General features: G+C 68.7%; 17 protein-coding genes and 2 tRNA genes. 13 read left to right on the forward strand and 6 right to left on the reverse strand.

What is annotated here, in order from left to right; translation table 11 throughout:
• The first annotated feature begins 73 nt into the window (after positions 1-73).
• Positions 74-147, forward strand: a tRNA-Ile gene (locus tag ACFY16_RS11480).
• Positions 148-216: 69 nt separating this feature from the next.
• The gene (locus tag ACFY16_RS11485) at positions 217-1,071 is read left to right on the forward strand and encodes an alpha/beta hydrolase (RefSeq protein ID WP_390646877.1); all 855 of its coding nucleotides are present in this window, start codon (positions 217-219) and stop codon (positions 1,069-1,071) included.
• 187 nt (positions 1,072-1,258) lie between these two features.
• On the opposite strand, the gene ACFY16_RS11490 is transcribed toward ACFY16_RS11485, so the two are convergent.
• Positions 1,259-1,609, reverse strand: coding sequence for a DUF6344 domain-containing protein (locus ACFY16_RS11490; protein WP_390646878.1), 351 nt, complete (start codon positions 1,607-1,609; stop codon positions 1,259-1,261).
• Between the two features lie 371 nt (positions 1,610-1,980).
• Here ACFY16_RS11490 and ACFY16_RS11495 point away from each other — a divergent pair, with 371 nt between their 5' ends.
• Together ACFY16_RS11495 and ACFY16_RS11500 are read left to right on the forward strand one after the other, a co-directional pair.
• Positions 1,981-2,109: a DLW-39 family protein gene (locus tag ACFY16_RS11495; RefSeq protein ID WP_003999697.1), complete on the forward strand. Its 129-nt coding sequence runs from the start codon at positions 1,981-1,983 to the stop codon at positions 2,107-2,109.
• Positions 2,110-2,275: 166 nt separating this feature from the next.
• Positions 2,276-3,715: a hypothetical protein gene (locus tag ACFY16_RS11500; RefSeq protein ID WP_390646879.1), complete on the forward strand. Its 1,440-nt coding sequence runs from the start codon at positions 2,276-2,278 to the stop codon at positions 3,713-3,715.
• On the opposite strand, the gene ACFY16_RS11505 is transcribed toward ACFY16_RS11500, so the two are convergent.
• The gene (locus ACFY16_RS11505; protein WP_390646880.1) at positions 3,679-5,124 is read right to left on the reverse strand and encodes a serine/threonine-protein kinase; all 1,446 of its coding nucleotides are present in this window, start codon (positions 5,122-5,124) and stop codon (positions 3,679-3,681) included. The two genes, ACFY16_RS11500 and ACFY16_RS11505, sit on opposite strands and share 37 nt — an antisense overlap.
• A gap of 214 nt (positions 5,125-5,338) precedes the next feature.
• Positions 5,339-5,887: a helix-turn-helix domain-containing protein gene (locus tag ACFY16_RS11510; RefSeq protein WP_390646881.1), complete on the reverse strand. Its 549-nt coding sequence runs from the start codon at positions 5,885-5,887 to the stop codon at positions 5,339-5,341.
• Positions 5,888-6,071: 184 nt separating this feature from the next.
• Here ACFY16_RS11510 and ACFY16_RS11515 point away from each other — a divergent pair.
• Positions 6,072-6,144 (forward strand) — tRNA-Ala (locus tag ACFY16_RS11515).
• Positions 6,145-6,529: 385 nt separating this feature from the next.
• Here ACFY16_RS11515 and ACFY16_RS11520 read toward each other — a convergent pair.
• The gene (locus ACFY16_RS11520) at positions 6,530-7,246 is read right to left on the reverse strand and encodes a DUF5324 family protein (protein ID WP_390646882.1); all 717 of its coding nucleotides are present in this window, start codon (positions 7,244-7,246) and stop codon (positions 6,530-6,532) included.
• Between the two features lie 364 nt (positions 7,247-7,610).
• Here ACFY16_RS11520 and ACFY16_RS11525 point away from each other — a divergent pair, with 364 nt between their 5' ends.
• Both ACFY16_RS11525 and ACFY16_RS11530 read left to right on the forward strand, forming a co-directional pair.
• Positions 7,611-8,144, forward strand: a complete 534-nt coding sequence (locus ACFY16_RS11525) for a peptidylprolyl isomerase (RefSeq protein WP_390646883.1) — start codon at positions 7,611-7,613, stop codon at positions 8,142-8,144.
• A 115-nt stretch (positions 8,145-8,259) separates the two neighbouring features.
• On the forward strand, positions 8,260-9,144 hold the full coding sequence (locus ACFY16_RS11530; RefSeq protein WP_390646884.1) for a rhomboid family intramembrane serine protease: 885 nt from the start codon (positions 8,260-8,262) through the stop codon (positions 9,142-9,144).
• A 244-nt stretch (positions 9,145-9,388) separates the two neighbouring features.
• On the opposite strand, the gene crgA is transcribed toward ACFY16_RS11530, so the two are convergent.
• Entirely contained in the window at positions 9,389-9,643 is a 255-nt protein-coding gene (gene crgA / locus ACFY16_RS11535) for a cell division protein CrgA (protein WP_054242100.1), read from the reverse strand.
• 141 nt (positions 9,644-9,784) lie between these two features.
• On the opposite strand from crgA, the gene ACFY16_RS11540 reads away from it, so the two are divergent.
• From ACFY16_RS11540 to ACFY16_RS11565, 6 genes are read left to right on the forward strand one after another with little or no spacing between them, the layout of a single operon-like run.
• Entirely contained in the window at positions 9,785-10,564 is a 780-nt protein-coding gene (locus ACFY16_RS11540; RefSeq protein WP_390646885.1) for a DUF881 domain-containing protein, read from the forward strand.
• A gap of 39 nt (positions 10,565-10,603) precedes the next feature.
• Positions 10,604-11,287 (forward strand): class E sortase, encoded by a 684-nt coding sequence (locus tag ACFY16_RS11545; protein WP_390646886.1) that lies wholly within the window; start codon positions 10,604-10,606, stop codon positions 11,285-11,287.
• Positions 11,288-11,339: 52 nt separating this feature from the next.
• The gene (locus ACFY16_RS11550) at positions 11,340-11,501 is read left to right on the forward strand and encodes a hypothetical protein (protein ID WP_366835240.1); all 162 of its coding nucleotides are present in this window, start codon (positions 11,340-11,342) and stop codon (positions 11,499-11,501) included.
• Positions 11,498-12,136, forward strand: a complete 639-nt coding sequence (locus ACFY16_RS11555; protein WP_390646887.1) for an aminodeoxychorismate/anthranilate synthase component II — start codon at positions 11,498-11,500, stop codon at positions 12,134-12,136. The genes ACFY16_RS11550 and ACFY16_RS11555 overlap by 4 nt, the downstream gene beginning before the upstream one ends.
• The gene (locus ACFY16_RS11560) at positions 12,055-13,116 is read left to right on the forward strand and encodes a class E sortase (protein ID WP_390647241.1); all 1,062 of its coding nucleotides are present in this window, start codon (positions 12,055-12,057) and stop codon (positions 13,114-13,116) included. The genes ACFY16_RS11555 and ACFY16_RS11560 overlap by 82 nt, the downstream gene beginning before the upstream one ends.
• A gap of 14 nt (positions 13,117-13,130) precedes the next feature.
• Positions 13,131-13,883, forward strand: a complete 753-nt coding sequence (locus ACFY16_RS11565; protein WP_390646888.1) for a class E sortase — start codon at positions 13,131-13,133, stop codon at positions 13,881-13,883.
• Positions 13,884-13,957: 74 nt separating this feature from the next.
• On the opposite strand, the gene pknB is transcribed toward ACFY16_RS11565, so the two are convergent.
• A complete protein-coding gene (pknB, locus tag ACFY16_RS11570; RefSeq protein WP_390646889.1) occupies positions 13,958-15,952 on the reverse strand; it encodes a Stk1 family PASTA domain-containing Ser/Thr kinase in 1,995 nt (664 codons plus the stop codon).
• Between the last annotated feature and the right edge of the window lie 45 nt (positions 15,953-15,997).

Genomic DNA, 15,997 nt, shown 5'->3' on the forward strand with positions numbered 1-15,997 from the left:
GATTTTGGGACTGCCCACGTCGTGCGCTAATCTTCAGGAGTCAGCGCGCGGGACATACACCGCAGAGCGCGGCGGGGCTATAGCTCAGTTGGTTAGAGCGCATCCCTGATAAGGATGAGGCCACAGGTTCAAATCCTGTTAGCCCCACAGCAAGAAGACCCCCGGTCCGTCAGGGTCGGGGGTCTTCCGCATTCACGGACCCGTCAGTATGAGCCCATGCCCATGCCCGAGCCGTCGCCAGCACCCCACGACCTGGTCGTCCGACTGCGCGCCGCGGCGCGCGAGCGTCGTGCCGGCCGCCCCAAGGGCCCGGAACTTCCGCACGTGGCCGACGCCTTCGTCCCCTCCGGGGACGGGCGCGTTCGCGTGCGCCGCTACCGACCTGGCGACGGCCCGCGCCCACTGCTGGTGTATTTGCACGGCGGCGGATTCGTCTTCGGTGACCTCGACACCCATGACCGGACCTGTCGGCGTATCGCCCAGGCGTGCGACCTGGACGTTCTCGCCGTCGACTACCGGCTGGCCCCCGAGCACCCCTACCCGGCCGCCGTGGAGGACGCCGCCGCGGTCCTGCGCCTCGCGCAGCCCGATGCCGTGGCCGGCGACAGCGCCGGCGGTTTCCTCGCCGCCGCGGCGTGCCTCGCGCTTCGCGACGAGGGCGGCCCGCTGCCCGCGGTCCAGGCCCTGATCTGCCCGAACACCGACCTGACGCTCGAGCACCCGTCCATCGCCGAGAAGGGCACCGGCCACGGCCTGGACGCGGACGCACTCGCCGTATTCGTCGAGCAGTTCGTCCCGGCCCCAGCCGACCGCCGCGCCGCCTCCCCGCTCCACGCCGACGACCTGTCGGGGCTGCCCACCGCGCTGATCGTCACCGCCGAGCACGACGCGCTGCGCGACGAGGGAGGTGCCTACGCCCACCGCCTCGCGGAGGCGGGCGTGCCGGTCCGCCACCGCGTGGAACCCGGGCTCGTCCATGGCTTCATCCAGGGCATGGACCTCACCGACCCGGCCTCGGCGGCCGCCCACACCCGCCTGTTCGCCGACCTGAGGGAGCTGATCCCGCGCTAATCCCGCGCTGATCCGTGTTCATGCCGCGCTGATCCCGTGCTGATCCGCTGAGCCCGCCCTGATCCGCGCTGAGTGGCCGGTCGGCCGTGAAGGACGGCGACCACGGACGACAGGAGGCCCTCGACCTGATCAGGTCGAGGGCCTCCGCGCTTTCCCGCTGGCGTACGCAAGTTCGCCGGCTGCGCCGTCAGTGCTGTGGGGGCGTGGGCGGTTCGTCCGGTGTGAGGGGGACGCAGGCGGACCGCGCCGATGCGGCTGCTTCCATGTCCGTCGTCGGGCGGTGACGGCAGCTGGGGGACTTGCCGTGGGCCTCGGCGTGGATGCGCTGCTTCATCGTGGGGGGCAGGGAGCGGGCATGGGACCAGAGCCAGGGGGCCGGTGCCGGAACCGTCGTGTGCGTGGTGCTGCTGTTGCGGGCCGCCTCGGGCTGGGCTACGGCCGCGGTGGCGGTCGTCGTGATGAGTCCGAGCGCCGTGCACAGCGCCAGGAGGGCGGTGACGATGGCGGTCCACAGCTTCATGACCTGGTTGCGGGCCATGGCCCCTCACTTTCGGGTTCGGCGATTTGCGTACTTTCCTCATGATGTGTATGGGGATCGCGAAGTGGTGGACCGACGCCCGTGGCGCGTCGATCTTCCGATGAACATCACACGGATGGGTGCAAGAGTCCCGAAAAGTGGAGAAAAGTGGCGGAAAGGCGAAGGAGAGGGAGCAGAAGGGGCGAAATCGCCGTCCGTAAGGGTGTGATCACCCTCCGATCGGAACGGTGGTCGCAGTGGCTCCATCCGCTTCTATTGAGCAGCCCCGGCAGGGAGTTGGGGGCCCCGACGCAGGTCACCGATCGATATCGGTCGGTGTGTATAGTCGGGCGGCAGAGGTCCCCTACGTCAAGGAAAGACGAGGTCGCGCGGTGAAGAAGCTTCTCCTGGTCGCACTGGCCGCCATCGGCGGGCTCCTCGTGTACCGCCAGATCCAGGCGGATCGCGCCGAGCAGGATCTGTGGACGGAGGCGACTGACTCCGTGCCCACGGGTTCGTGAGTCCCGACACCGGATTCTGAACAGACCCCGACCGCCCTTGCGGTCGGGGTTTTGTGTTGTCCGAGGCCGGGCGTTTCGGACGCTCGTGCGCATTGGCCGGATGACGCGCCGCCCGGCGGGGCAGTATGGGCCACGTTCCGGTCCGGCAGCGGCGAGGGGGCGCGTGATGGGGCGGCGTACGACGACGTGGTGGCGCGCCGTGGCTCGGCGGGGGTGTCGGTCGGCACCGGCGCGTGCGGTCGCCGCTGGAGCGGCGCTGTGGACCGTGGTCACGGCCGCGTCGGGACAGGGCGCGGCAGCCGCCCCCCTGGCGTCCTCCGAGGGCTCGGCATCGGCGTTCGCGGTCTCTGCATCGGCTTCCGCGGGCTCTGCATCGGCCTCCTCGGCCTCGGCTTCCGGCTACGCCTTCGCCGCTGACGCCCGGACCGTCACAGGCGCGACGAGCACCGCCGACGCGGCGCGCCTGGATCCCGGGGAGACGTACCGGAGCACGCTCCCGAGGAGCGGCAAGGTCTACTACCGCCTCGAACTCGACGCCACATCGAGCGCGTACGCCTCCGCCACCGCCGTCCCCGCCCCGGACGCGGCCATCTCCGCCGTCGACGGGATCAGGGTGTCCGTACAGGACTCCGACAGCCACTCCTGCTCGTACGACTCGGCGATCTTCGGAGCCGCCCGCAGCCCGCATCCCATCGCGGCGTGGGGCGCGCGCGAGGTGTCCCCGGCCAAGACCCTGTGCCAGGAAGCGGGCACGTACTACGTGGTCGTCGAACGCATCGGTACGACGGGGTCCTCGCCGCAGGACTGGGGCCTGGAACTCGCCGCGTTCTCGGAGCCGCCGCTGGAGAAGGCCGGCGCGACGAGTGCGCCCGAGGCCTGGAGCTCCGCCTCTCCCGCACCCCTCGCGGACGAGCCCGAAGGCCGCAAGGGCGGCGCGGGCTTCGACACGGCGACCACCGTGGAGCAGGGCGCCTGGCGTAGCGACATCGCACCCGGTCAGACGCTCTTCTACAAGGTGCCCGTCCACTGGGGCCGGCAGCTGTACGCCACCGCCGATCTGGGAAGTGCGAGCAAGGGCAGCGGCTATGCCGTCGGAGCCCTGGTCCTGTCGCTCTACAACCCGGTGCGTGCCCATGTCGAGGACGTGGGCACCAACTACGACGGCAGCCAGAAGTCGGCCACGCTCGCCCCCCTGCCACCGGTCCGCTACGCCAACCGCTACGACGTCGCCGACGCGGTGAGCACCATGCGGTTCGCCGGCTCCTACTACCTGGTGGTGCATCTCGCCGCTCAGGTGGCCGACCGGTTCGGCGAGGGGCCGTTCGGCCTGACACTGCGTGTGGGGGTCGGCGGCGCGGGGGAGCCGGGGCCTGGGTATGCGGGCCAGTCCCTGCCGCGCGGCGTCTTCGACGTGACGGCGGGGGACCGAGCGGCCTCGGGTGGCGCAGCGGGCGGGGACACCGTGATGAAGGCGGTCGCCGTAGGCGGGATCGGCACGGGCAGCGTGCTGTTGCTGGTGCTCGGGATGTGGACGGCGACAGCCCGGCGCAGGGCCGCGCGGGAGATCGCTCAGATGCGGGTCAACGCCCAGAAACCCACGGCGTAGCAGGCCAGCGCGAGGAGCAGCAGCGGGACGGCCACCTTCACGGGCGGGCCGGGGCTGTGCCGGGCACGGTGTCGTGAAATTTCCTGCGCCGACGGTGGAACCTGCGGGACCTGAGCGGTGTACGAAGCAGTAGAGGCATCAGCACGTGGCGGGCGCGAGCGGGAGTGCAGGGCGTGCGTGGGCTCGTAGGGGGAGGCGTGTACGGAGTGCTGGGGCGTGGGTGGTTCAGGTGTTTCAGGCGGAGGAAGGTGGAAGCTGCCGGTGTCCGACATGGATGTCGGCCGGGGTGGGGTGAGGGACGGGGGCGTGGGAGGAGCCTGCGTGGGCTGCGGCGCGGCGACGCGCGGTGTCGGGTTCACAGGCGGAGGCGGAGGCGGAGGCGGAGGCGGAGGCGGGGTCGGAGTGGGGCGCGCGCTTTGCCGTGGATCGGTGAGTGTGACGCCCGTTCGGGCCCCGGGGGCCACGGTGCCGGTGCTCTGCTCGCCGGTCGGCTCACCGGTGAGCGAGTTGGTCTGGGATGGCGGTGGCGTCTGTGGCCCGTCCGCTGCGAACCCCGATGGCAGCGGGCCGAGTTGGTCGAAGATCTCGATCAGATCGTCGTCGGGGCCGGGCTCCGGCAGCAGCTCAGCGGCTGCGACGAGCGCCTTGCGTGCCCCCGTGGCCGTGCGGAACCGGGCCCGTGGGTCCGGTTGCAGCAGTGTGGCCACGACCTGCCACAACGGCTCCGGTATGCCCTTGGGCGCTCCCGGCGTCCCGTGCTCCGCGAAGTACTGCACGAGGGCCTTGGCGTCGGGCTTGGCGCCCTCCAGCAGATACAGGGCGACCAGTCCTACAGCGAACAGGTCGGCCGTGAAGTCCGGTTCCGCGCCCATCATCTGCTCGGGCGCGAGGTAACCGGGCGTCCCCACCACGAGGTTGGTCTCCGTCAGGCGGGGCTCGCCCAGCCGCATCGCGATGCCGAAGTCCGACAGACGCAGCCGGGGCCGGCCCGTCCCGGTGGCTTCCAACAGCACGTTGGCGGGCTTGATGTCGCGATGCACGACGCCTTCCGTGTGCACCGCGGCCAGTCCGGCCAGGAGTTGGTCGAGCAGGGTGCAGACGAAAGCCGGCGGCAGGGGACCGTAGTCGCCGATCAGGTGGACCAGCGAACCACCCGCGACCAGGTCCATGGTGAACAGGACCTTGTCGTCGTCGGCGGCCCAGCTCGCCGGCGCGAGTACATGCGGGTGGTCGATCCGCAGCGCCTGTTCACGTACGAAGCGAAGCAGCGAGTGCGCGTCGCTCTGCTGGAGGACCTTGGCGGCCACGTAGCGGCGACGGCGGTGGTCCCATGCGCGCCAGACGGCGCCGACCCCTCCGCGTCCGATCGGGTCGACCAGTTCGTATCGACCGGCGAAGACCTCACCCATGGCTGTGCGCTGCTCCTCCCCCTGCGGCGTCCCCCCTTGCCTCCCCCTCGGCGGGCGTTACGACTCCTCCCGCGCCCCTCTTATGCCTCTTCGCCTCAGGCCTTTTCGCCTCAGGCCCTCCTCGGGCTCCGGCGAGCGACGCGACCCCCTCGCGCTCCCCCCGTCGGCAGTTGGCCCGGCTCCCGACCCCCCCTCGGTGACCGGGCCGTCGGCTTCAGTTCTGGTGGGACTGATAGTGCGTGACCGCGTCGGAAGTGCGGCCCGCGCCGTAGACCCGGAGGAACTCCGCCAGTTCCGGGTGGCTCGGGGCGAGGGTGTCCGCGGCCTCGAGTATGTCGCCGGCGGCGGCCACCGACCGCAGCAGCGACTGGATCTCGCGGACCACCCGCTTGACCGTGGGTGCACCCGAACTGCCAGTTGTCTGCGTGGTGTTGCTGAGCACCGAGCCCCCCTGCGACCTCTTGATCTCGTCCATGCGCTCGGTCGCCTCGGCCGCGCTGACACTGCCGTCAGCGACCTGTCCCGCCAGTTCCTGCAGCAGCTGCACCCGTTGGACCACGGCCGGATTGCCGATCTTCGCTCGCTGACCGCTCATCAGCTGGGACAGCATCGGCGCGGAAAGCCCCAGCACTCCCGCGAGACGAGCCTGGTTAAGACCAAGATCCTCTATGAGCTTACGGAAGAGCGCCCCCAAAGGCTCTCCGTACCAGTTCCGCTGCAGTTCCCGCGCTCTCGCGGTCGCTTCCTGCTGTGCGGCGTCCATTGCGTCTCCCCATCGCTTCCCCAAAAAAACGGCGGTTCGCTGTAGCGAACCACGTCGAGCATCTTACGGAGAGTGGTCGTTCGCGGGGACCCCCAATCTTTTTGCGAGATACCCGGGGCGACCCGGTAGTCTGGTCTGCGGCGCCCACCGGGATGCGGTTCTTCCCGCCGGACGCCTCGTTTCCGGGGCCTTAGCTCAGTTGGTAGAGCGCTGTCTTTGCATGGCAGATGTCAGGGGTTCGACTCCCCTAGGCTCCACATCGCGGACCGGCCGGACGCCCTACGGGTGTCCGGCCGGTCCTTTGTTTGCCCCGTGACGTGCGTCACTCCAGCGCCCTGAAGAGGTTGCAGTTCTTTGCGCAAACACGCGCGGAGGGGGGTGCTCAGGGGGCTGCCCCACAGGTATCGGTCCCGGAGCCCCAGCGGAACGTTCCTGCTCGGTGGCCTTGTGTGAGCTGGCGCGGCCATGGTCGCGTGACCAGGCGGATGCGCACCGTCAAGAAAATGTGTGGGGAACGTGGAGACCTCGTGCGTTGCAAACGTCATCGCAAAAGAGAGCGCCGCCGGTGCCATGTGAAACATGGCCGAGGGGCGGAAGACCACCAGGTCTTCCGCCCCTCGGCGTCACGCGGCTCGTCCGGCGTCAGCCGCGGTCTTCGCGGTCCGCGGACTCCTCGTCGGCCTCCTTGGCCTGCACCTCAGGGTCGAGCACGGACTGGTCGGGGCTGCCGTCCACCGAAGACAGCCGATTCGACTCAGGCACATCCGTCGCGGCCGGTGGCTCGACCAGCCAGTCCGGGTTGGCCTGCTTGTCCCACCACTTCCACGCGGCGAAGGCTCCGCCCGCCAGGACACCCAGGACAGTCAGCGCCTTCACGAACCGGCCGGCCTTCGCCCGCCGCTGGTGCTTGCGGGCCAGCTTCTGGATCTCCTGCGGCGTCACCTGGCCGCGCAGCGCGGCCAGTGCGGCGACACCGCGCGAGGCGGCCTCGTCCTTGACGGGCCCGGCCACCGCCACCGCCTGCTCGATCTTCGGGCGGGAGTAGTCGGCGGCCTGCCGGGCAACCTCACGGGTGCGGACCGCGGCCTCGTGGGCGGCATGGTCGACCTTCGGCGGCACATGTGAGCGGGCCTGTGCGCGGGCCTGTTCCAGACGTGGTGCCAGATGGGCGTCGTATTGGACGCGGGCCTGGTCTGCGGCCTGCGACATCTTGGGCGCGAGCCGTACGCGTGCCTCGGATGCGTAGTACGCGGCCTTTTCCTTGGCCGTGTCGGCGTAGGGCGCCACCACTTCCGCGGCGTGCAGCACGCTGTCCTTCGCCGTTCCGGTCGCGGCGCGCACGCTGTCGATGCGGGTCACGGGTTCCTCCTCCTCGGTGGCGTACGGTATTTCGACTTTCCACCCTTTTACGGATCATGCCTGCCGACGGACGCCGGAGCACGCGAGGGCGGGCATCCGGGTCATGGGAGACGACTCCGGACCATCTCCGATCAAGAGCGGCTCATCAACTGATCGAGTGCAATAAAGGATGAATGCGGGGGAACAGGGGCTTGTCGTCGACAATGCCACGGATCGCCGCCGAGCGCCCACGTCCCGGGGAGTACTGGTCCGGATTTCCGCAAGGGTGAGCCACGGATATCCGCTCAGCAGCGGGCGTCGGGCGACGCACTGCCTGGACCGTGCGAGGATCAGGGGGTCACAGGAAGACAACGGAAGGCAGATCGTGGCCGAGCAGCTCTATGCCACCCTGAAGACCAATCATGGCGACATCGAGGTCCGGCTCTTCCCGGACCACGCCCCCAAGACGGTCAAGAACTTCGTCGAGCTCGCCCAGGGCGAGCGTGAGTGGACCAACCCCGAAACGGGCCAGAAGTCCACGGCCAAGCTCTACGACGGCACGGTCTTCCACAGGGTGATCAGCGGATTCATGATCCAGGGCGGTGACCCGCTGGGTAACGGCACCGGTGGTCCGGGCTACCAGTTCGAGGACGAGTTCCACCCTGACCTGCAGTTCTCGAAGCCGTACCTGCTGGCCATGGCCAACGCCGGCCCGGGCACCAACGGCTCGCAGTTCTTCATCACCGTCTCCCCGACGGCCTGGCTGAACCGCAAGCACACCATCTTCGGTGAGGTCAACGACGCGGCGAGCCAGAAGGTCATCGACTCCATCGCGTCGACCCAGACCAACCCGCGCACCGACCGCCCGCTCAACGACGTCGTCATCGAGTCGGTCGTCGTCGAGACCCGCCAGGGCTGACGCCGACACGTCGCGGCAGGGAACCTATTGCCCCGCTCGTCCGTAAGGATGAGCGGGGCAATGCATTGCATACGACGACACGTTCGACGACGCATACGACGACCTAGGGGATGTCATGGACCAGGCTCAAGGCAGCCAGCGGGACGCCCGGAGCCTGCCCGGTTGCTACCGGCACCCCGACCGTGAGACCGGTATCCGCTGCACCCGCTGCGAGCGCCCGATCTGCCCGGAGTGCATGATCAGCGCCTCCGTGGGCTTCCAGTGCCCCGACTGCGTCCGCGAGGCGAACGGCAGCGCCCCCGCGGCCGCCACCCGGCCCCGCACCATCGCGGGCGGCACCGTCGCCGCCGACCCACGCCTGATCACCAAGGTGCTGGTCGGCGTCAATCTCGCCCTCTTCCTGGTCAAGCTCTCCGTCGGCGACCGCTTCACCGAGCGCTTCGAGCTCATCGGCCAGGCCTACGTCCCGCTCCTCGGTTCGGTCGAGGGAATCGCCCAGGGCCAGTGGTACCGGCTGCTCACCGCGATGTTCCTGCACGGCAGCTACATCCACATCCTGTTCAACATGCTCAGCCTGTGGTGGATCGGCGGCCCGCTGGAGGCTGCCCTCGGCCGCGTCCGCTACCTCGCGCTCTACTTCGTCTCCGGGCTGGCCGGCAGCGCGCTCACCTATCTGATCGCCGCGCCCAACCAGCCCTCGCTCGGCGCCTCCGGCGCGATCTTCGGCCTCTTCGGCGCCACGGCCGTGCTCATGCGCAGGCTCAACTACGACATGCGCCCCGTGATCGCCCTGTTGGTGATCAACCTGATCTTCACGTTCAGCTGGGCCAACATCGCCTGGCAGGCGCACATCGGTGGCCTCGTCGCCGGTGTCGTCGTCGGCTACGCCATGGTCCACGCCCCGCGCGAGCGCCGCACTCTGGTGCAGTACGGCACCTGTGCCCTGGTGCTCGCCGTGATTGTGGGGATGACGCTGCTGAGGACCACCCAGCTCACCTGAGCGCAGGGTTGTCCACAGTGCGTGCCGGATCTTGTGCATACTGTGTGGGAACAGCTGTGCCCCCTGTCGCTGACCCATGTTTCCGCAGGTCAGGCAGGGGGCGAACAGGTTTTCGGGCGTCGGCGATTCCGTCGTGACGACGTCAACCCCCGATGAGTTATCCACAGATCGTCTTTCTTTTCCCCATGTGGACAACGCCTGTGGATAACTCAGCGGATAGCCCTGGGCAGAGCCCCGTGGGGCCCTATTTCCACTGGGTGGAGACGCCGAATCCCGCCGCGATGAAGCCGAATCCAACCACGATGTTCCAGTTGTCCAGCTTGTCGATGGGCAGGGAGCCGTCGGTCACATAGAAGACGACGATCCAGGCGAGGCCGATGAGGAACATCGCCAGCATGACCGGCGCGACCCAGGCACGGCTGTTGAGCTTGATGGCGGTCGCCTGCTTCGCCGGGGGCGGCGTGTAGTCGGCCTTCTTGCGGATACGTGACTTCGGCACGAGGGTCTCTCCTGTCGATGCGCTGCGTGGCCGCGCAGGGAACTGTGGCTGGCTCGGGGCAGCGTACAAGGGGACACTTAGCGCTCCCCCGGGCGTCCGTTAGCGTAGTGCTTCCGCGGCGCCGAAGGAGATAAGGGTACGTTGAGCAATTCTGCCGACTTCCCCGGGACCGGATCCAGTCCTGAGCGCCGGGGCGGTTTCCGGCCCGTGCGTGTGCTGACGGTGGCCGTCTTCGCTCTCGCCGGGCTTATTTTCTTCACCAGCTTCAATACGGCCAAGGGCACCAATATCCGCACGGACACCTCGCTGCTGAAGCTTTCGGACCTCATCCAGGAACGCAGCCGCAAGAACGGTGAGCTCGACGAGTCCAACGCGACCCTGCGCGACGACGTCGAGTCCCTGGCCGAGGGCGACGACGGCAGCACGAAGGCCGAGGACAAGAAGGTGGCGGCGCTGGAGAAGAGCGCGGGCACGCGGAAGCTCAAGGGCGATGCGATCACGGTCACCCTCAATGACGCCCCGCCCAACGCGACCGCCAAGCTCCCCGGCTATCCCGAGCCGCAGCCCGACTACCTGGTCATCCACCAGCAGGACCTCCAGGCCGTGGTGAACGCTCTCTGGCAGGGCGGCGCCAAGGGCATCAAGGTCATGGACCAGCGGCTGATCTCCACCAGCGCCGTGCGCTGCGTGGGCAACACCCTGATCCTCCAGGGCCGCGTCTACTCACCGCCGTACAAGATCACGGCGGTCGGTGACCCGGAGAAGCTGCAGAAGGCGCTCGCGGACGCTCCGGCGATCCAGAACTACATGGTGTACGTCAACGTCTACGGCCTCGGCTGGAAAGTCACCGAGGACGGCACGGTGACTCTTCCCGGCTACTCGGGCACAGTGGATCTGCACTACGCGAAGCCTGTGGAGTAGAAGCACGTGGAGTAGCAGCCGCCGGGGGGCCCTGTGTCGGTGCGCGTGATCGTCAGGACCGTCAGCGAGCTCTGCATCACCGTCGGAACAGTGATCGTGCTCTTTGTCGGCTACGTGCTGTTCTGGACCGGCGTGAAGGCCGACCACGTCATGGACGACCAGATCGACCAGTTGCAGCAGCAGTGGTCGAGGGGCAGCGTCCAGCCGACGGCGACGCCGAGCGCCTCCTCCGCCCCGGCCCCGACGCCGTACAGGAGCGGCAGGCCCTTCGCGATCATGTACATCCCCCGGCTCGGTTTCACGTGGAACAAGCCGGTCCTCGAAGGCACCGCCACCGGCACCCTGAAGAAGGGCCTTGGCCACTACGCGGGCACCGCGCAACTGGGGCAGACCGGCAACTTTTCCGTGGCAGGTCACCGGCGCACGTACGGCGATCCGTTCAAGGACTTTCCCGAGCTGCGCGGCGGGGACGCGGTGGTATTGACGGACGGGACGACCTGGTTCACGTATCGGATCGACAAAGGGCCCTACAAAACCGTGCCCACGGACGTTGAGGTGATCGACCCTGTGCCACGTAAGTCGGGGTACACGCGTGCCGGCCGCTATCTGACGCTGACCACGTGCGATCCCGAGTGGGGGCACAGTCACCGGCTGATCGTCTGGGCCCACCTGGACTCCACACAGCCTGTGGAGGCAGGCAAACCCGAGGCGCTGCGCCGTTAGTCTGGTGCCGTACGGCGTGAGTGCGGTGCCGTGGTGCGAAGGAAGGGACGGCATGTACGGCTGGATCTGGCGGCATCTGCCGGGAAACGCGTGGGTGAGGGCGCTGATCTCGATCGTGCTGGTCCTGGCCGTGGTCTACGTCCTCTTCCAGTACGTCTTCCCGTGGGCCGAACCGCTGCTGCCCTTCAACGATGTGACGGTGGACAACCAGTGAGCGCGCGCATTCTCGTCGTCGACAACTACGACAGCTTCGTCTTCAACCTGGTCCAGTACCTGTATCAGCTGGGCGCCGAGTGCGAGGTCCTGCGCAACGACGAGGTGTCGACCGCGCACGCCCAGGACGGCTTCGACGGTGTGCTGCTGTCGCCGGGCCCGGGTACGCCCGAGGAGGCCGGGGTCTGCGTCGAGATGGTCCGCCACTGCGCCGCGACCGGCGTCCCCGTCTTCGGGGTCTGCCTGGGCATGCAGTCCATGCAGGTGGCGTACGGCGGTGTCGTGGACCGCGCGCCGGAACTGCTGCACGGCAAGACCTCGCTGGTCGAGCACGGGGGCAAGGGCGTCTTCGCCGGCCTGCCGTCTCCCTTCACGGCGACGCGCTACCACTCCCTCGCCGCCGAACCGGCGACCGTTCCGGCCGAGCTGGAGGTCACGGCCCGGACGCACGACGGCATCATCATGGGCCTGCGTCACCGTGAACTTCTCGTCGAGGGCGTGCAGTTCCACCCCGAGTCGGTGCTGACCGAGCACGGCCACCGGATGCTGGCCAACTGGCTGGTCGAGTGCGGCTACGCGGGTGCCGTGGCGAGGTCGGCGGGGCTCGCCCCGGTGGTGGGCAGGGCCACGGCGTGACCGCGCTCGGGGACTGGTACGACGATTCGTCGTACGAACCCCCCATCGACGAGGAGACTGTCGCGCTGCGACTCCCCGAGTCGTCGGCCCTGGGTGTCGGTGGGGCCGTATCGGCTTCTGCGGCCTCAGCAGCCTCGTATGCCACTCCAGCCACCCTGGGCGGTCGTGCGGCCCGCAGAAAGGCCGCCAAGCGCCGTGGCGGGCGTCATGGCGGCGGCGCGCCGGAAACGGAGACACCGTCGGAGGGGAGCGTGCCGCGCGCGCCCCTCTCCCGGGTCGAGGCGCGGCGGCAGGCGCGGGCGCGCAAGCCGGGGCCGGCCGTGGTCGCCAGCCGGGCGATCGGCGAGGTGTTCATCACGACGGGCGTGCTGATGCTGCTGTTCGTCACCTACCAGCTGTGGTGGACGAATGTGCGGGCGCACGCGCAGGCGGGCAAGGAGGCGAGCAGCCTCCAGCAGGACTGGGCGAGCGGGAAGCGCGCACCGGGCACCTTCTCGCCGGGGCAGGGCTTCGCCATCCTGCACATTCCGAAGCTGGACGTGGTGGTGCCCATCGCGGAGGGCGTCAGCAACAAGAAGGTGCTCGACAAGGGCATGGTCGGGCACTACGGCGAGGGCGCACTCAAGACGGCCATGCCGGATGCCAAGACGGGCAACTTCGCGCTCGCGGGCCACCGCAACACGCACGGGGAGCCGTTCCGGTACATCAACCGGCTCCAGGCGGGTGACGAGGTCGTCGTCGAGACGCAGAACACCTACTACGTCTACAAGATGACGTCGACGCTGCCGGTGACCGCGCCGAGCAACACCAGTGTCATCCAGCCCGTCCCGACCGGGTCGGGCTTCACCGGGCCCGGCCGGTACATCACCCTGACGACGTGCACGCCGGAGTTCACCAGCAAGTACCGGCTGATCGTCTGGGGCAAGATGATCGAGGAACGGCCGCGCAGCAAGGGCAAACCGGATGCGCTCGTCAGTTAAGGGCAGATGAAACAGTGGCAGCGACCGCCGACGAGACCGAAGAGCACACCGACGCGCCCGGGTCCGTGTCCGTACCGCGGCGCCGCGGCCAGGGCCGGATCGCCCTGGCGGTCAGTGTCTTCGGTGAACTGCTCATCACGGCGGGCCTGGTGCTCGGTCTGTTCGTCGTCTACTCGCTGTGGTGGACGAACGTCGTCGCCGACCGCACGGCGCACAAACAGGCCGACAAGGTCCGCGACAGCTGGGCCGCCGAGGAGGACACCGGCCCCGGCGCGCTCGACACCAAGAAGGGCATCGGCTTCCTGCACGTGCCCGCGATGAAGAACGGCGAGGTCCTGGTCGAGAAGGGCACCTCCTCGAAGGTCCTCAACGACGGCGTCGCCGGCTACTACGTCGACCCGGTCAAGGCCGCGCTGCCCACGACCGGCAAGGAAGGCAACTTCTCCCTCGCGGCCCACCGCGACGGCCACGGCGCGAAGTTCCACAACATCGACAAGGTCAGGAAGGGCGACCCGATCGTCTTCGAGACCAAGGACAAGTGGTACGTCTACAAGGTCTACGCCGTCCTCCCCGAGACCTCGAAGTACAACGTCAAGGTCCTCGGGGCCGTCCCCAAGGAGTCGGGGAAGAAGAAGGCGGGCCACTACATCACGCTGACGACGTGCACGCCGGTGTACACCAGCCGGTACCGGTACGTGGTGTGGGGCGAGCTGGAGCGGGTCGAGAAGGTGGACAGCGAGCGGACGCCGCCGAAGGAACTGCGCTGACCGCAGCGGCCGACATGGCTGAGCCCCGGTGCCCTGAGAAGGGCGCCGGGGCTCAGTCGTAGGACCCGGAGGGGTCAGTCCTCCGTGCGGAGCGCCGTGCCGTTGGTACCGCCGAAGATGTTGGTACCGCCGTTGTTGCCGCCGTTGCCGCCCTGGTCCACGGCGATCAGGTTGACCGACGTGCCCGAGTTGACCGTGCTGCCCTGGCCCGGGTCGGAGCTGAAGACGATGGCCTTCTCGTCCTGCGAGCCGGTGACGGTGCCGACCTGGAGGCCCACTTGCTGGAGCATCTGCCTGGCCTCCTTCACGGTCCGGCCCTGGATGTTCGGGACCTGGACCTGGCTCCTCGCCTTGCCGATCTGGATCTGGACCGTGGAGCCCTTGTCGACCTGCTGACCCTGCTGCGGCGTGGTCGAGATGACCTTGTTGACCAGGTTCGGGTCGTCGGTCTCGACCTCGGTGCAGTTGCCGGTGAGGTTGTTCGCCGTCATCTGTGCCTTGGCCGCGTCACAGGTCTGGTTCGAGACGTCGGGGACGGTGGACTTCTCTTCGGCCTTGGCGATCGTCAGCGTGATCGTGGAGCCCTTCTCGACTTCCGCGCCGAGTTCCGGATTCTGCTCGAGGACGGTGCCTGCCGACTCGGAGGACACCTTCTCCTCCGTCTTGACGCTGAACTGGTACTTGTCGCCCTCAAGGGTGGTCTTGGCGTCGTCGAGGCTCTGGCCGACGACGCTCGGCACCGCCACCTTCGGCGCCCCGGTCGACACCACGACGTTGATCGTGCTGCCCTTGTCGACCACGGTCTTGGCCACCGGGTCCTGCGAGCAGACGCTGCCCTTGGGCTGGTTCTCGCAGGGCTTGTCGGTGGTGGCGAGCTTCAGCTCGGAGTTCTCGGCCAGCTTCTGGGCGTCCGTCAGCGTCTGGTCCACGAACTGCGGCACGGGGACCGTGTCATTGCCCGCACCGCCCCCGCCGAACGCCCACTTCCCGATCAGGATCGCGCCCACGAGGACCAGGACCGCCGCTACCACCAGCAGGATCGTCGAGGTGTTCGACTTCTTCTGGCGGCGCCGGTCGGGCCGGTCGTCGTAGCCGTAACCGCCGTCGTCCGGGTTCATGGGCGGCAGCATGGTCGTGGCGCCGGCGTCCGCGCGCAGGGCGGTCGTCGGCTGGTCGTCGGGGTAGCCGCCGTAGCCGACCGCGCCCATCGCCGCCGTGGCCGCCACGGGCTGGCCGTCGAGGCAGGCCTCGATGTCGGCACGCATCTCGTCGGCCGACTGGTAGCGATAGTTGGGGTCCTTGACCAGTGCCTTGAGGACGATGGCGTCCATCTCGGGCGTGATCTCGGGGTCGAAGACGCTCGGGGGCTGCGGCTCTTCCCGTACGTGCTGGTAGGCGACCGCGACCGGGGAGTCGCCCACGAAGGGCGGCCGGACGGTCAGTAGCTCGTACAGCAGACAGCCGGTCGAGTACAGGTCGGAGCGGGCGTCGACCTGCTCGCCCTTGGCCTGCTCCGGCGAGAGGTACTGGGCCGTGCCGATGACCGCCGCGGTCTGCGTCATCGTCATGCCGGAGTCGCCCATGGCGCGGGCGATGCCGAAGTCCATCACCTTGACCTGGCCGTTACGCGTCAGCATGACGTTCGCCGGCTTGATGTCACGGTGCACGATGCCGCTGCGGTGGGCGTACTCCAGGCCCTGGAGGATGCCGATGGTCATCTCCAGCGTCCGCTCCGGCAGCAGCTTGCGGCCGGAGTGGAGCAGCTCACGGAGCGTGGAGCCGTCGACGTACTCCATGACGATGTACGGGATCGAGACCCCGTCGATGTAGTCCTCGCCCGTGTCGTAGACCGCCACGATCGCGGGGTGGTTGAGTGAGGCGGCCGACTGGGCCTCCCGGCGGAACCGGGCCTGGAAGGACGGGTCGCGCGCGAGGTCCACGCGCAGCGTCTTCACCGCCACCGTGCGACCGAGCCGGGTGTCATGAGCGAGGTAGACCTCCGCCATGCCACCACGGCCGAGCACATGGCCCAGCTCGTACCGGCCGCCGAGGCGACGCGGCTCTTCCATAGCTACCTACCAGCCCTCTCCGTCGGTCCCGACCCGCACGTTCGT

The organism is Streptomyces sp. NPDC001315, assembly GCF_042896175.1.
In the GTDB taxonomy this organism is placed as follows: Bacteria; Actinomycetota; Actinomycetes; order Streptomycetales; family Streptomycetaceae; genus Streptomyces.

What these genes read in the sequence shown, in the direction of transcription:
- ACFY16_RS11485 (WP_390646877.1), top strand. Translation starts at nt 217, where the DNA reads ATGCCCATGCCCGAGCCGTCGCCAGCACCCCACGACCTGGTCGTCCGA.
- ACFY16_RS11490 (WP_390646878.1), bottom strand. Translation starts at nt 1,609, where the DNA reads ATGGCCCGCAACCAGGTCATGAAGCTGTGGACCGCCATCGTCACCGCC.
- ACFY16_RS11500 (WP_390646879.1), top strand. Translation starts at nt 2,276, where the DNA reads ATGGGGCGGCGTACGACGACGTGGTGGCGCGCCGTGGCTCGGCGGGGG.
- ACFY16_RS11505 (WP_390646880.1), bottom strand. Translation starts at nt 5,124, where the DNA reads ATGGGTGAGGTCTTCGCCGGTCGATACGAACTGGTCGACCCGATCGGA.
- ACFY16_RS11510 (WP_390646881.1), bottom strand. Translation starts at nt 5,887, where the DNA reads ATGGACGCCGCACAGCAGGAAGCGACCGCGAGAGCGCGGGAACTGCAG.
- ACFY16_RS11530 (WP_390646884.1), top strand. Translation starts at nt 8,260, where the DNA reads ATGGACCAGGCTCAAGGCAGCCAGCGGGACGCCCGGAGCCTGCCCGGT.
- ACFY16_RS11550 (WP_366835240.1), top strand. Translation starts at nt 11,340, where the DNA reads ATGTACGGCTGGATCTGGCGGCATCTGCCGGGAAACGCGTGGGTGAGG.
- pknB (WP_390646889.1), bottom strand. Translation starts at nt 15,952, where the DNA reads ATGGAAGAGCCGCGTCGCCTCGGCGGCCGGTACGAGCTGGGCCATGTG.